At 61.8% G+C, this 15,134-nt stretch carries 11 protein-coding genes; 9 read left to right on the top strand and 2 right to left on the bottom strand.

Translation table 11 applies throughout. The features are described from left to right. The first annotated feature begins 73 nt into the window (after window positions 1-73). From GO499_RS10425 to GO499_RS10385, 9 genes are all read left to right on the top strand, one after another. Entirely contained in the window at window positions 74-2,266 is a 2,193-nt protein-coding gene (locus GO499_RS10425; RefSeq protein ID WP_161862127.1) for an RNA degradosome polyphosphate kinase, read from the top strand. A gap of 53 nt (window positions 2,267-2,319) precedes the next feature. Beyond that, window positions 2,320-3,870: a Ppx/GppA family phosphatase gene (locus tag GO499_RS10420; RefSeq protein WP_161862126.1), complete on the top strand. Its 1,551-nt coding sequence runs from the start codon at window positions 2,320-2,322 to the stop codon at window positions 3,868-3,870. Window positions 3,871-4,197: 327 nt separating this feature from the next. Further along, window positions 4,198-5,535, top strand: coding sequence for a proline--tRNA ligase (gene proS / locus GO499_RS10415; protein WP_161862125.1), 1,338 nt, complete (start codon window positions 4,198-4,200; stop codon window positions 5,533-5,535). Between the two features lie 3 nt (window positions 5,536-5,538). After that, window positions 5,539-6,030, top strand: a complete 492-nt coding sequence (locus tag GO499_RS10410) for a DUF2937 family protein (protein ID WP_284154682.1) — start codon at window positions 5,539-5,541, stop codon at window positions 6,028-6,030. Further along, window positions 6,023-7,318: an ABC transporter permease gene (locus tag GO499_RS10405; protein ID WP_161862123.1), complete on the top strand. Its 1,296-nt coding sequence runs from the start codon at window positions 6,023-6,025 to the stop codon at window positions 7,316-7,318. The genes GO499_RS10410 and GO499_RS10405 overlap by 8 nt, the downstream gene beginning before the upstream one ends. Then, entirely contained in the window at window positions 7,311-8,000 is a 690-nt protein-coding gene (locus tag GO499_RS10400; RefSeq protein WP_161862122.1) for an ABC transporter ATP-binding protein, read from the top strand. The genes GO499_RS10405 and GO499_RS10400 overlap by 8 nt, the downstream gene beginning before the upstream one ends. 147 nt (window positions 8,001-8,147) lie before the next feature. Further along, window positions 8,148-8,924, top strand: a complete 777-nt coding sequence (locus GO499_RS10395) for a sulfotransferase family 2 domain-containing protein (RefSeq protein ID WP_161862121.1) — start codon at window positions 8,148-8,150, stop codon at window positions 8,922-8,924. A 207-nt stretch (window positions 8,925-9,131) separates the two neighbouring features. Further along, window positions 9,132-10,766: a long-chain-fatty-acid--CoA ligase gene (locus GO499_RS10390; protein ID WP_161862120.1), complete on the top strand. Its 1,635-nt coding sequence runs from the start codon at window positions 9,132-9,134 to the stop codon at window positions 10,764-10,766. Window positions 10,767-10,867: 101 nt separating this feature from the next. Further along, on the top strand, window positions 10,868-11,884 hold the full coding sequence (locus GO499_RS10385; RefSeq protein ID WP_161862119.1) for a hypothetical protein: 1,017 nt from the start codon (window positions 10,868-10,870) through the stop codon (window positions 11,882-11,884). A 134-nt stretch (window positions 11,885-12,018) separates the two neighbouring features. Here GO499_RS10385 and GO499_RS10380 read toward each other — a convergent pair whose 3' ends face one another. After that, window positions 12,019-12,783, bottom strand: a complete 765-nt coding sequence (locus GO499_RS10380) for a sulfotransferase family 2 domain-containing protein (protein ID WP_161862118.1) — start codon at window positions 12,781-12,783, stop codon at window positions 12,019-12,021. Between the two features lies 1 nt (window position 12,784). Continuing rightward, window positions 12,785-14,992 carry a 3-hydroxyacyl-CoA dehydrogenase NAD-binding domain-containing protein gene (locus tag GO499_RS10375; RefSeq protein WP_161862117.1) on the bottom strand — a complete coding sequence of 736 codons (2,208 nt, stop codon included), beginning with the start codon at window positions 14,990-14,992 and terminating at the stop codon, window positions 12,785-12,787. Window positions 14,993-15,134 lie beyond the last annotated feature (142 nt).

Below are 15,134 nucleotides of genomic sequence, written 5' to 3'. Positions count from 1 at the left end.
GTAAACGCGTAGGTTCTGCTTCAGCACCCTTCGGCGTGAGCCAAAGCAGATGCCGAAAGACGTGGGGACCGAGATGAAAGACATGACGCAGACCGATGCTGATTTCCTGAACGGGGGCGATCACGAGAGCACCGTTATCGAAGGCTTCGATCCCGCTTCGCCGAGCCGGTACATCAATCGTGAGCTCAGCTGGCTGGCCTTCAACTGGCGCGTGCTCGAAGAAGCCTCCAACCCGAACGTACCGCTGCTGGAGCGGGTGCGCTTTCTCTCTATCTCCGGCTCAAACCTCGACGAGTTCTACTCCGTCCGCGTGGCCGGCCTGCGTGGCCAGTTGCGCGAGGGCGTGACCCGGCCCAGCGCCGACGGCCTCTCTCCCGCCGAGCAACTGGAGCGGATCGACGCCGATGCCCGTGCGCTGATGATGCGGCAGAAGGAATGTTGGGAGCAGCTGGAGCAGGAACTGCAGGGGCAGGGCATCGACATCATCCAGCCACCGGGCCTCGACGCTGCCGACCGGGCGATGCTCGACCCGCTGTTCATGGACAACGTCTTCCCCGTCCTCACGCCACTGGCCATCGACCCGGCGCACCCGTTCCCCTTCATCCGCAACGAAGGCTTCGCCCTCGGCCTCCAGCTTGCCCGCCGCTCTGACAGCCGCAAGCTCGAAGCGCTGGTGCCGGTGCCCGCCCAGTTGCCCCGCTTCATTCGCCTGCCCGACAGGTCCGAGCGCAAGCTGCGCTTCGTGCTGCTGGAAGACCTTCTGAAAGTCTACCTCGAAAGGCTGTTCCCCGGCTACGAGCTGAAGGGCCACTGCACGTTCCGTGTCCTGCGCGACAGCGACCTTGAGGTGGAGGAAGAGGCGGAGGATCTCGTGCGCGAATTCGAAACCGCCCTGAAGCGCCGCCGGCGCGGAGAGGTGATCCGGCTGAAGATATCCCGCTCCGCCCCGCCTGATCTGCGGGAGCGTATCATCCGCGAGATGCACGTCGACCGGGAGGAAGTGATCGAGATGGATGGCATCATCGGCATCGCCGATCTGTCCGAACTCGTCGATGTCGACCGCCCCGACCTGCTCTGGCCCCATTTTTCGCCCCGCGTGCCGGAGCGGGTGCAGGACCATGATGGCGACATCTTCAAGGCCATCCGCCAGAAGGACATGCTGCTCCACCACCCCTACGAGAGCTTCAACATCGTCGTTCAGTTCCTGAAACAGGCGGCGCTGGACCCGGACGTGGTGGCGATAAAGCAGACTCTCTACCGCACCTCCGCCGAAAGCCCCATCGTCTCGGCCTTGTGCGAGGCAGCGGAAAACGGCAAATCCGTCACCGCGCTGGTCGAACTCAAGGCCCGCTTCGACGAGGCCGCCAACATCCGCCAGTCCCGCATGCTCGAACGCGCAGGCGCGCAGGTGGTCTACGGCTTCATGGATTGGAAGACCCACGCCAAGATTTCCACGGTCGTCCGCCGCGAAGATGGAGGCTTGAAAACCTACACCCATTTCGGCACCGGCAACTACCACCCGATCACGGCGCGGTTCTATACCGACCTGTCATTGTTTACCTGCGATGCCGCGCTGGGCCGCGACGCCACGCGAGTTTTCAACTACGTCTCTGGCTATGCGAAACCGGAGCAACTGGAGACGCTGGCAATCTCGCCGCATACCCTGAAATCCACGATCCTCGAATGCTTGGAGAACGAGATCGAACACGCGAAGGCCGGAAGGCCGGCGCATGTGTGGGTGAAACTCAACAGCCTGATCGAACCGGATGTGATCAATGCCCTCTACGCCGCCAGTCAGGCCGGTGTGAAGATCGACTGTGTCGTCCGCGGCATTTGCGGCGTCCGTCCCGGCATCGCCGGGTTCTCCGACAACATCCGCGTGAAATCCATCGTCGGGCGCTTTCTCGAACATTCGCGCATCGCCTGTTTCGGCAACGGCAACGAACTGCCGTCCGACAAGGCCCGCGTCTTCATCTCATCCGCCGACTGGATGGGCCGCAATCTCAACCGCCGGGTGGAAACGTTGGTGGAAATCAAGAACCCCACAGTCCATGCCCAGATCACCCGTCAGATCATGGCCGCCAATCTCGCCGATCAGGCGCAAAGCTGGGTGCTGCAATCCGATGGCACGTTCCGTCGCCATTCCGCCACCGATGGCGGGCCGCTGTTCAGTTGCCACAAGTTCTTCATGGAAAACCCTTCGCTTTCCGGCCGCGGCCGTGCCGGGGTCGACGATGTGCCGGATCTTGTCCACTCGCATGATTGACAGACGCGGCTGGGCTTGCCACTGATCGACAAACGGTTGGGATGGCTGTCTGGATGGAAACTCTGAAAGCAGAAAGCGAAGACGACAGCAACGATCCGCCCGTCTTCGCCCCGCTGGGAACCGAGTACATCAACCGCAATGTCGTGCGCCGCGTCGGCGTCATCGACGTCGGCTCCAACTCTGTCCGGCTCGTGGTTTTTGACGGCGTGGCACGCTCACCCGCCTATTTCTACAATGAAAAGATCCTCTGCGGGCTCGGCAAGGGCCTGCTCGATACCGGCAAACTCAACCCCGATGGGGTGGAGCGGGCGCTGGCCGCGATCCGCCGCTTCACCGCGCTGGCGAAACTGATGCACCTGACCCGGCTGGAAAGCGTGGCCACAGCCGCCGTGCGCGAGGCCTCGGACGGCAAGGAGTTCTGCGACCGGGTGGAAAAGGAGACGGGCCTCACCCTCTCCATCGCGTCCGGTGCCGAAGAGGGCGCCCTGTCAGCCAAGGGCGTGCTTCTCGGCTGGCCGAGGGCCGACGGCGTGGTCTGCGACATCGGCGGTGCCTCCATGGAACTCGCGCACCTGGAGCGTGGTGAGATTGGGCATTGCGAAACCTCTCCGCTCGGCCCGCTCAAACTGTCCGGCCTTGACGAGACGGACCTGAAAAAGGCGATAGACGACGGCATCAAGGGCCTCCGCAAGGCAATCCCGGGTCAGCACGGCCGCATCTTCCTGGTTGGTGGCTCATGGCGTGCCGTTGCACGGCTCGACATGGAACGCCGCGGCTACCCGCTGAAAGTGCTGCACGAATACAGGATGAGCCGCGAGGACGCGCTGGAGACATGCCGCTGGATCGGCACCATGACCGTCGACGAGATGAACGACCTGACGGAGACGAGCCAGGCGCGGCTGGAACTGGTGCCACTGGCGGCCCGGGTGCTGCCCGCGCTGCTCAAGGCCCTGAAGGTCAAGACCGTCACCGTTTCCTCCTACGGATTGCGTGAGGGCATGCTCTACGAGATGATGCCCGACAACCTGCGCGAACGCGATCCGCTGATTGAGGCGTCACGCCATATGGAACGCGCCCGGGCCCGCTTTCCGGGCTTCGGCGACACGCTGTTCGCGTGGTTGTCGCCGCTCTACAAGGGCCGTTCGGCGGGCGAACAACGGCTGATCCATGCTGCCTGTCTGCTCCATGACATCACGTGGCGGGCCCATCCCGACTACCGCGCCGAAGTCTGCTTCGAGACTGTCACCCGCGCCAACCTCTCGGGGCTGGATCACGAGGGCCGGATTTTCCTCGGCCTGTCCATCCTCCATCGCTACAAGTCGAGTGCGCGCAGCCACTTCGACCCGGCGATCATCGAACTGCTGAGCGAGGAACGCCAATTGGAGGCCGAGATCCTCGGCAAGGCATTGCGCCTCGGCGCGATGCTCACGGGGGCCGCCCCCGGAGCTCTGGAAGACACCGACATTAGCCTGCGCAAGGGTGTCCTGCGCCTGCGTCTGCGCAGCAACGCCCGCGCGCTGGCCGGGGAGGTCGTCGTCAAGCGGCTGGAAACCCTCGCGTCGCGTCTCGGGGTCGAGGCATCCCTTGAGGTCGGGACCGACTGAGCGCCAGCCGGAGGCAGGCTTTGAACCAGCCCCGAAACCGAAAAAACGGCCCCAAACCAAAAAGATCGATCCACGTTCCCGCGGACCGATCCTTATGTGTCTCCCCAGACTTGGGCTATGGCCCTTTTCAGCGTCGGGATTTTTTTTGAACGTTCCCCTGCGCACCCCGCAAGAATCTTACCCCGACGTTAGGGAATAAACCATCAATCGCAGCTTCATGCAAATGTCTTTTGCCGCATTGACAGTCACTTCGCATTGTAACACCGCGCATCTCGCCATAAACACATGCGCAGGCCGTCAACCGGCAATGAAGCCACGGGAACAACCATGCGTCTGACAAAGTATTACCTACCGATCCTGAAGGAAAACCCTGCGGAAGCGCAGATCGCTTCCCATCGGCTGATGCTGCGGGCAGGCATGATCCGTCAGGCCAGCGCCGGCATCTACTCCTGGCTGCCGATGGGCTTCAAGGTGCTGCGGCGGCTGGAGAACATCGTCCACGAGGAACAGCAGCGCGCGGGCCATCTGCCTATGCTGATGCCGACCCTGCAATCGGCCGACCTGTGGAAGGAGAGCGGCCGCTACGAGGACTACGGCAAGGAAATGCTGCGCATCAGCGACCGGCACGGGCGCGACATGCTCTATGGCCCGACGAACGAGGAACTGATCACCGACATCTTCCGCAACTCCGTCGGCTCCTACAAGGACCTGCCGCTGACGCTCTACCACATCCAGTGGAAGTTCCGCGACGAGGTGCGCCCGCGCTTCGGCGTCATGCGCGGCCGTGAATTTCTGATGAAGGACGGCTACAACTTCGATCTGACCAAAGAGGACGCGCTGCACGCCTACAACCGCCATTTCGTGAGCTACCTGCGAACCTATGAGCGCATGGGCCTGAAGGCCATTCCGATGCGCGCCGATGGCGGGCCGATCGGCGGCGACTACACCCATGAATTCCTCGTGCTTGCGGATACGGGTGAGAGCGACGTGTTCTACGACAGCACCGTGACGGACCTCACCTTCGGCGACCGTGAAATCGACTTTTCCGACAGAGCGGGCCTGCAGGCGATCTACGACGAGTGGACGAAGCCCTATGCCCGGACGGACGAAACCCACGACGACGCGCTCTTCTCTGAAGTGCCCGAGGCGCAGCGCCGCCAGTCCAAGGGCATCGAGGTCGGCCAGATCTTCTATTTCGGCACCAAATATTCGGAGCCGATGAATGCCGTCGTCGTCGACGACAGCGGCCAGCGCGTGCCGGTGCACATGGGCAGCCACGGCATCGGCGTCTCCCGTCTGGTCGGCGCCTTGATCGAAGCGAACCACGATGAGAACGGCATCATCTGGCCCGAAGGCGTTGCGCCCTTCAAGGTCGGCATCGTCAACCTCAAGCAGGGTGACACGGATGCCGATGCCGCCTGCGAGGGTCTCTACAAGGGGCTGACTGCAAAAGGGTTGGATCCGATCTACGACGACCGCGAGGAACGGGCCGGCGCGAAATTCGCTACGATGGACCTGATCGGCTGCCCGTGGCGCATTACCGTCGGCCCGCGTGGCCTCAAGAACGGCGTCGTAGAACTGACATCGCGCCGCACCGGCGAAAGCGAGGAGATGAGCCCGGAGGCAGCGCTCGACCGGGTGGCACAGATCTACGCCGGTGTGTAAGTGATGCTCCGCCTCATCACGCTGATGTTCGGAGTGGTGAGCGGGCTTGCGGTTGCACAATTCCCCGAGTTTTCCCAACAGTACCTGCAACGCCTGTCCGGTGCCGTCGACGCGCTGGAGGAGGTGGTCGCGGATTTCGACAGATCCGCCACCGCCGAGGGGCTTAGCCGGGAGGAAGCCTTGCAGCAGATGAACGGAAACGCCTTCGTCGAGCGGCGGCAGACCGATATGCGGGCGACATTCGCGCGCCTTGAACGACTGTCAGCGGAAGAGGCGCGCCTTCGCGGGGCAGGGGCGTTGGAACGCCTGATCGCCGCGCCGCGCATCGCCGACAGCGAAATCGCCGAGGCCGCTTGGGCGCAGTACCAGCCCGCAGTTCCTGCCACGCTGGAGGGCTTGAGTTTCGGGGCCGCCGGCTTCGCCCTTGGTGCCATGGCCCTCCGCGTTTTCCTCGGCCTCCTGTTGTTGCCTTTCCGGCGGAGAAACCATGCCTGACCTTTCCTCCACCAAACCGTTCTCGCGCTTCGAATGGCAGATCGCGTGGAAATACCTCCGGGCCCGACGCAAGGAGGGCGGTGTCAGCATCATGTCGATCATCTCGCTCGTCGGTGTGGCCCTCGCCGTATTCGCGCTGATCGTCACACTGGCGATCCGCAGCGGCTTCCGCACGGAGTTTGTCGATGCGGTCATCGGTGCCAACGCCCACATCACCGTCTACGCCCCGAAGAGCAGGAACGAACTGGGCGGTCTCGTCAACATGATGACGGATTTTGACGGCGTCGCCGAACGGGCGGCCGCCGTGCCTGGGGTCACGCGCGCGGCCCCGATCATCGTCGGGCAGGTGATGGCCAGTGCCAACGGCCGCAATGCCGGGGTGGAGGTCTTCGGCGAGAAGCCGGAAGACCTGATGACGATTCCCTTCATGGCCGAACCGGAGGAGACCTATGGCGATCCCGCGCGCTTCTCCGAAGGCGTGGCGATGGGCGCGGAGGTGGCCTTCAACCTCGGCCTGCAGGTCGGCGATTTCGTCACCATCATCTCACCCGAGGGCACGAAACTGCCGTTCGGCGGCACCTCGCCGCGGGTCGGCGAGTACGAGGTCGTCTACATCTTCCGCGCCGGACACTACCAGACGGACAACACCCGCATCTACATGCCCTTCGGCGAAGCCCAGAGCTTTTTCGACCGGGAGGGCGTGGCAGACCAGATCGAAGTATTCATTGACGATCCCGAGGCGGTGGACGCGGTGTCAGACGGCGTGTTCGAGGCCACGGGCGGCGTCAGCTACCTGCAGACATGGAAAGACCGGCTCGGCCGTTACCTGCGGGCCCTGCAGATGGAGGACAATGTTATGTTCATTCTCCTCTCCATCCTCGTGCTCGTCGCTTCGCTCAACATCGTTTCCGGCCTCGTCATGCTGGTAAAAAACAAGGGCCGCGACATCGGCATATTGCGGACGATGGGCCTGACGGAAGGCTCGGTGTTGCGAATATTCTTCATCTGCGGCGCAGCGATCGGCCTGGCGGGCACGGCCATAGGCGTCATCACCGGCTGCCTGTTTGCCATCTACATCGACCCCATCTTCGACGCCTTCAACTACATCGTCGGCGGCGGTGCCTGGGATCCTTCGGTGCGGATGATCTCGGAGCTGCCGGCGGAACTGAAACTGGCCGATGTGCTGTCAGCCATGGCGCTGTCGCTCGGCCTGTCATTTACCATTACCTATTTCCCGGCCCGGCGGGCCGCGCGGATGAATCCAGTGGAGGCGCTGCGCTATGAATGACGTGCTGCGGCTGGAAGGCATCGCCAAGACCTACAAGCAGGGCGAGCCCGGCGAAGTTCAGGTGCTGAAGGGCGCGGCTCTGAATTTGGCCGAGGGCGAGGTCGTGGCGCTCGTCGCCCCGTCCGGCGCCGGCAAATCGACGCTTCTGCACATAGCCGGGCTACTGGAAACACCGGACACCGGCCGGGTGATCCTCGGTGGAGAGGATGCCACCGGCTTGCGCGACAGGGCCCGGACAGGCCTCCGGCGCGACAGGATCGGGTTCATCTACCAATTCCACCATCTGCTGCCGGAGTTCAGCGCGCTGGAAAACGTCGTCCTGCCTCAGAGCGCGGCCGGCAAGGCTGCGGCCGAGGCGAAGGCGCGGGCCGAAAGCCTGCTCGACTCGGTAGGGCTGGCGGCACGGATGCACCACCGGCCGGCGGAACTCTCGGGCGGCGAGCAGCAGCGCGTCGCGTTCTGCCGGGCACTGGCGAATGCACCGCAGATCTTGCTGGCAGACGAGCCGACGGGCAATCTCGACCCGGCGACATCGGATACCGTGTTTGAACGCATGACGGCAATCGTGCGCGAAACCGGTCTTTCGGCACTCATCGCCACCCACAACCTCGAACTGGCGTCGAGGATGGATCGTGTACTTCATCTGAAGGATGGCGTTCTGCTACCCCCGCAGGCAACATGAAATACGGACCGCTTCCGGCGACGACATTCTGCCACAAGCAGAAAATACCGTAAGTTTTGGCTGGCAACGCGCGTGCTTCCGACCTAAGAAAACAAAATCCCAGCTGGTCAAATCAAGCTCTCCGTTATCAATCAAATCAAGAATTTCATGCCGAATATTGCAAAAGATCTGACCGAACATTACGGCAAGTGGCAGACTTACCAGAATGCCTTTCATATCTGGGAAGACCCGGCCTTCGTCTATGTCAGCAACCCGAAAGTGGTCTGCTCGTCCACCAAGGCCAGTCTCAACAGCTTCATCGCGCCCGAAGGTTTCGTCCTCAGCCGTCCGGCCGAGGTCCACCAGCGCAAATACAACCCGATGCTGCAGCCCAAAGAGGTGCAGGGCTGGAAGCTTGGCAAATACCTGCGGGGCGACGCGGCAACGCGTTTCACCTTCGTCAGGGACCCGATGGACAGGCTGATCTCGGCCTACTCTTCCAAGCTCCATCGCCAGATCAATTCCTCGCAGCGCAAGGCCCTTTATCTGTATCTGGGTCTGGACAGTGATTACGAACTCGACCTCGTGGAATTTGCCGAAATCGTCGTGGCCGACCCGGTTGCCCGCGATCTTGATCCGCACTGGCAATTGCAGCGACACCGCATCGCCTTCGATATCATCGATTACACGGTCATCGGCAATGCCCGCTCCTGGAACGCGGATTTCGCGGCGATCACCACGCGCGTCTTCGGCAAGCCGGTGCCAACCTTCGATACCCGCAAGTTTGGCATCCATGTCACGCCGCCGGACCTCCACGCCATGGCATCGGACCCGAAATTGCGCCAGCTTGTCCGCCAGGCCTATGCCGCCGACTACCAGATGCTGGAAGAGATCGAGGCCCGCGGTCTCGGTGTGTCCGACTGGCAGATGCGGAAGACCGGGTAATCGAAACACTTACCTTGCAGGTAAGAAAATCGATTACCTCTCTTTCATCGCTGGTAGCGATGGCGAAAACGCCGCCTAATCCCGCCTGATCCGGCATTCACCCATACCAAAACCATACCCAACCCATACCAAACCCATACAACTTGCCAGCCCCCGCTTCTGTGCTAGCCTCAGGGAAAAACACCAATGCCCTGGGGAGGGAGCCACATGCACAACCTGATGCAGAACTGGCCGCTGCGGGTCAGCCGGATCATTGACCACGCCGCCCGGTATCACGGCAACCGGCGGATCACGACGCGCACCACGGAAGGCCCCATAAGCCATTCCAATTACACCGAAATTCGCGCGAATGCGTTACGGGTGGCCGAGGGTTTGAACCGTCTTGGCATGGGCCGCGGCGATGTCGTTGGCGTCATGGCATGGAACACCGCTCGCCACATGGAAGTCTGGTACGGCACACCCGGATGCGGCGCTGCCTTGCACACGCTGAACCCGCGCCTGTTCCCCGACCAGCTCGTCTACATCATCAACCACGCCGAAGATAGAATTCTCTTTGTAGATCATGACCTTATCAAGGTGATCGAGGGCATCTGGCCACGGTTGGAGAAGGTGCAGCACGTGATCGTCATGACCGATGCAGCCCACATGCCGGAAACCACCATCCCCGACGTAATCTGTTATGAAGACTGGATAAATTCCCAATCCGGTGATTTTGCGTGGGTCGACGGTGACGAAACCGACGCCTGCGGCATCTGCTACACATCCGGCACCACCGGCAACCCGAAGGGCGTCGTCTACACTCACCGCTCCAACACGCTGCATGCCATGTGCGCACAAAGCCCTGATATGCTTGGGCTTTCTTCCCGTGAAACCATCATGCCCGTCGTGCCGATGTTCCATGCCAACAGCTGGTCCATCGCCTATACCGCCCCCCTCGCAGGCGCACAGATGGTGATGCCCGGCCGCGACATGAGCCCGGCAGCCCTCTACGAAATGCTCGGCTTCGGCGTAAAGGTAACTGCCGCCGTGCCAACGATCTGGCTGATGCTCCTGCAATATCTGGAGGCAAATCAGCAGCTTGAGCTGCCGGACCTCGATCGCGTCATCATCGGTGGGTCGTCCTGTCCGCGCTACGTAATCGAAACCTTCCAGAACCGCTACGGTGTTCAGGTCCTCCACGCTTGGGGCATGACGGAAATGTCCCCGCTCGGCACCGTCTGCTCTTTCAAACCCGAAATCATGGAACTGCCGGAGGAAGACCGCGTCGATATCCAGGAAACCACCGGCCACCCGCCGTTCACCGTCGATCTCAAGATCACCGACGATGCCGGCCAGTCCCTCCCGTGGGACAGCAGGACACAAGGTAGCCTCTGGGCGCGCGGCGACGCCGTTGTCGGTGAATATCTCAAGGCAAATCAACCGGCTGTCGATGCAGAGGGATGGTTTGATACCGGTGATGTCGCAACGATGACGAGCCTCGGCTACATGGCGATCACAGATCGTTCCAAGGATGTGATCAAGTCCGGCGGAGAGTGGATCAGTTCCATCGAACTCGAAAATGCCGCGCTTGGCCACCCCGGTGTCGCCGAGGCTGCCGCCATAGGCGTGCCCCACCCGAAATGGGATGAACGCCCCATTCTCGTGGTCGTTCGCAAATCCGGCGCCCAGCCGGATCCGGGCGATATACTTGCCACGATTGCGAAGCGCTGTGCCAAGTGGCAAGTGCCGGATGACGTTGTTTTTCTGGACGAAATTCCCCACACAGCCACGGGCAAGATATCGAAGCTGCAATTGCGGGGCATCCTGAAGGAGATGAACTACACTCTTTCCGCCAATGCGTGATCTTCCTCACCGCCATCTGCGTCTCATGCCCACCTGACGATTGAGCAGCGCCCGATTGCCGGTTAGAAGAATGCCAAACAGGCAAGGGCAAACAGCACGCAATGACGGCACTCGATGAATACGTTCGGCTGGAGGCAACAGGTCTCTGGCGCGAAAACGAGGATGAGCCGTGGCGTGAAGTGCTTGTATCATTTGGCAATTCCAGCCTTGTACTTTCCGACTTTCGAGAGCGGGCCCTTACCCATTGGGCACTGGCTGCGATCGTTCCGGCAGAGGAAACGCCGCACGCAACACGCTTCGCCCCCGATCCTGAAAGCACCGAACTGCTGGAAATCTCCGATCCGGAGATGATTACTGCCATTCGCACAGTGACGGAGCGTGCGCGCCATCGGCAGTCGGAGCCCGCATCCCGACGTTCCCTTAAGCCATTTGTTTACCTTCTTCTGCTAACTGTTCTCGTTGCCGGTGCCCTCTACCTGCCCGGCGTTTTGCGCGACAGAGCGTTCGCGATGATTCCGCCAGAGCGTGCGGCACTACTGGGTAGCGATATTGCGGAGAGTTATGCCGGCGAACGCTGCCGTTACCGTCCCGGCCATCGCGGGATCGCCCAGATAAGGCAACGGGCGGGCGTCGAAGGGGCACGGGCGCCGCTAGTGGTACAGGCGGAAAAGCCTTTCATTGCACGACTGCCGGGTGGCCAGACACTGCTCTCGGCCGTGCTTGTCGAGGAAGCGGCTTCGCCAGAGGCTCTGGCCGGCTGGCTCATTCTCGCCGACGAATACACCACCAAAGACACCGTGCTGTTTCAACTGATGCACCAGAAGAGTACTCTGGAGGTGCTCAATTTCCTGTTCTCGGGCGAGATTGCCACTGCCGACAAACGCTGGATGGCCAATGCCTTTGCAACCACACCTCCGCCTCCGAATCCGCTTGTGATCGAAACCGTTCGCGCCCGTCTCGCCGCGCGAAATATTCCGGAAGAGGACTTTCTCACGCATCTCCAGCGTCGCCATCCAAGCCTCAGATTACTCCGCGTGGCGGAGCCGCGAAAGGATGCGGTGGATATGCTGACGGATCAGGCCTGGATTGCTGTCCAGAGCATTTGTTTGGGCTTTTGACGGCAGGCACCGGCCGCCAGCAATCGAACTCGCCCAATGCCTTTTCGGCGACTGGATGGCGGTGAGAGCGGGGAGTGGTCTGGCCCTTTGATCGGTAAGCATCTGTAAAGCGAATATTTTTTCGCACGAAAATCTCAATCGCAAAGAAGGGCTTTTGCTTCCAGCTCGGCCAGCATTTCATAGTCTAGGGCGTAAACTTCTTCCACAAGTCTTCTTAAACGCGGGGTCGCCTCAGTAATGTGGCGGGCCCGGGGGGTAACATGCCCAAAGCGCGTGCGGGTATCTGCACTTGGGATCGGAGCTCCAAAGATACGGGTGGTGATCACCGCGAAATCGGCATCCCAGCGTTCGGAGCGGCCGACCATCGTATAGGGCATCAGCCCATAGGCAATGCAATCGACCTGTGGTTTCCAGTGTTTGTCGAGGTTGAGGGCCCCGGCGTCTTCCCTAAACACATTGGCGACGAATTCGGCGGTGAAAGTGACATCGTCCGATAGGCCAAGGTGGGCGCAAAGACGAGCGCGCTGAGGGCGACCCTTGGACGGATCGAGTTTGGACGCAACGGCCGAAACAAGGCGGGAGAGGGGGTCGCGGACGAAAGTGAAGCGGTGCACGCCGGGCGCTTCGAGCAGGCGATCGACAGTTTCCTGCGGCATGTCCGACGGACGTTTCATGAGACCGTTTTCACGGTTGTGGACCTCGTCGAAAGTCAGTGGGGCATAGGGCTTGCCGGTGATGACAGCGATGGCGTTGTTGAGCGCAAATTTCGTGGAGGTACACACAGCCTTGGGGTTGTTTACGTAAACGAAATCGGGGCCTTCCCAAAGGTGGAAGGCCCCGTTCATCACTCCCGGTGCCGGGTAGCTCTGTTTCAGGCGCTGATAGAGCCCAATGGCCAATTCAGGCGGCCTGCTTCTCTGGCGCGAAGCGGGTGTAGAAGCTTTCTCCCTTGGCGGCCATCTCTTGCAGAAGCGCTGGAGGCTCGAAGCGGTCGCCGTGCTTGGCGGCGAGTGTTTCGCAGATCTCTACCGCTTTCGCCGCCCCGATGATGTCGAGCCACGAGAAGGGGCCGCCCGACCACGGCATGAAGCCCCAGCCGAGGATCGCGCCGACATCGCCTTCGCGTATATCCTCCAGCACGCCTTCATCGAGCGCGCCCACGGCTTCTAGCACCTGCGCCATGATCAGGCGGTGCTGCACCTCCGACACCTCCGGCTGTTCGGGGGCTTCAGGCCAGTTTTCCCGCAGGCCGGGCCAGAGGCCGGTGCGCTTGCCCTTTTCGTCGTAGTCGTAATAGCCCGACTTCGATTTGCGGCCCAGACGGCCCGCATCGAAGAGCTTGAAAAGCACCTCGTCGGCCTTGGCGGCGGCGGCGGGGTAGGCGTCTCCCATCGCCTGTTTGGTGGCCTTGGCGATCTTCACGCCGAGGTCGATGCTCGTCTCGTCGTTCAGTTGCAGCGGGCCGAGGGGCATGCCCATCTGCTTGGCCGCATTCTCGATCAGCGCGGGCTCGATGCCTTCGGCCACCATCATCACGCCCTCGTTAATGTAGGGGATGATGCAGCGGTTGGCGTAGAAGAAGCGCGCGTCGTTGACCACGATCGGTGTCTTGCGGATCTGGCGCACGAAATCGAGCGCCTTGGCGGTGGCGATATCACCCGTTTCCTTGCCCTTGATGATCTCGACCAGCATCATCTTTTCCACCGGAGAGAAGAAGTGGATGCCGATGAACTGCTCCTGCCTCAGGGACGCCTTGGCGAGATCGGTAATCGGCAAGGTGGAGGTGTTGGTGGCGAAGATGCAATCCTCGCCGATCACGGCCTCGGTGCGGGCGGTGACGTCAGCCTTGATCAGCGGATCCTCGAACACGGCTTCGACGATCAGGTCGCAGCCCTTCAGTGCATCGTAGTCTGGGGTGGCGGTGACGCGGGACAGGATCTCGGCCTTCTTGTCCTCGGTCACCTTCTTGCGCTTCACGCCTTCGGAAAGGTAGGCGTCCACATGCGCGGTTCCCTTGTCGGCGGCCTCCTGGTCGCGGTCGATCAGCACGACCTCGATGCCCGCCTGCGCCGAGACGGTGGCGATGCCCGCACCCATCATGCCGGCACCGAGGATGCCGACCTTCTTCACCGTCTGGTCGGGCACATCGGGGCGCACGGCGCCTTTTTCCAGCGCGCCCTTGTTGAGGAAGAGCGAGCGGATCATGGCCGACGAGGAGGGGTTGAGGAGGATCGAGGTGAAGTGGCGCGCCTCAATCTTCAGCGCGGTGTCGAAGGGCACGAGTGCGCCTTCGTAGATGGCCGAAAGCATGGCCTTGGCGGCGGGGTAGACGCCTTGCGTCTTGCCGTGAACCATCGCGATGGCGCCCACATAGGTCATGAAGCCCGCGGGGTGGTAGGGCGCGCCGCCAGGCATCTTGTAGCCCTTGGCGTCCCACGGCTTGATGATGTCCGCGTCGGTCGCGTTCAGCACCCATTCCTTCGCGCGGGCCATGAGGTTCTCGGGCGCCACGACCTCGTCGATCAGGCCCATGTTCTTGGCCTGTTTCGGGGCCAGCATCTTGCCTTCGAGGAGGATCGGAGCGGCGGCCATCGCGCCCATCATGCGCACGACGCGCGTGGTGCCGCCGGAGCCGGGGAAGAGGCCGACGAGGATTTCGGGCAAGCCGACCTTGGCCTTCGGGTTATCGGCCATGATGCGGTAGTGGCAGGAGAGGGCGACCTCGGTGCCGATGCCGGCGGAGGTGCCGGGGCTGGCCCAGACGACGGGCTTGCCGCCCTTGTTGGTCTTGGCGTCCATATTGTTACGCTCGATCTTGCGCAGGATGCGGTGGCCGTTCATCGTGAAGTCGAAAAGCGCCTTGGCGGGACTGTCGCCCGCGCCCTCGCGGATCTTGGCCAGTACGTTGAGATCCATACCTCCCGCGAAATCCTTCTTGGCGGAGGTGACAATCACGCCCTTGACGGAACTGTCAGCCATCGCCTTGTCGAAAAGTTCCTCGAATTCCTGGAATCCCTCGATAGTCATGACGTTCATGGATGTGCCGGGCTGATCCCATGCAAGAGTGACGACGCCGTCGTTGTCTTGGGTGTAGGTAAAGATGGACATGGCTCATGTCTCCTTTCTGGCGCCGGTCAGGGACCGCGCTAATAGGGAATTCGAGATTGACGGGAGAGCGGAAGCTTCCGGATGCGAGCGACGGTTCAGAGCGATGGGTGCCGAGACCGATTGCAATCGGCCCGCGAAGCGC

Origin of the sequence: Algicella marina (assembly GCF_009931615.1) — a bacterium.
Lineage (GTDB): Bacteria > Pseudomonadota > Alphaproteobacteria > Rhodobacterales > Rhodobacteraceae > Algicella > Algicella marina.
This window is presented reverse-complemented; position numbering and strand designations above follow the sequence as displayed.

Bases quoted from the DNA above. Each gene is read 5' to 3' on its own strand.
- GO499_RS10385 (WP_161862119.1), top strand. From the start codon at position 10,868: ATGACGGCACTCGATGAATACGTTCGGCTGGAGGCAACAGGTCTCTGG.
- GO499_RS10395 (WP_161862121.1), top strand. From the start codon at position 8,148: ATGCCGAATATTGCAAAAGATCTGACCGAACATTACGGCAAGTGGCAG.
- GO499_RS10410 (WP_284154682.1), top strand. From the start codon at position 5,539: ATGCTCCGCCTCATCACGCTGATGTTCGGAGTGGTGAGCGGGCTTGCG.
- GO499_RS10425 (WP_161862127.1), top strand. From the start codon at position 74: ATGAAAGACATGACGCAGACCGATGCTGATTTCCTGAACGGGGGCGAT.
- GO499_RS10420 (WP_161862126.1), top strand. From the start codon at position 2,320: ATGGAAACTCTGAAAGCAGAAAGCGAAGACGACAGCAACGATCCGCCC.
- GO499_RS10405 (WP_161862123.1), top strand. From the start codon at position 6,023: ATGCCTGACCTTTCCTCCACCAAACCGTTCTCGCGCTTCGAATGGCAG.
- GO499_RS10390 (WP_161862120.1), top strand. From the start codon at position 9,132: ATGCACAACCTGATGCAGAACTGGCCGCTGCGGGTCAGCCGGATCATT.
- GO499_RS10375 (WP_161862117.1), bottom strand. From the start codon at position 14,992: ATGTCCATCTTTACCTACACCCAAGACAACGACGGCGTCGTCACTCTT.
- proS (WP_161862125.1), top strand. From the start codon at position 4,198: ATGCGTCTGACAAAGTATTACCTACCGATCCTGAAGGAAAACCCTGCG.
- GO499_RS10400 (WP_161862122.1), top strand. From the start codon at position 7,311: ATGAATGACGTGCTGCGGCTGGAAGGCATCGCCAAGACCTACAAGCAG.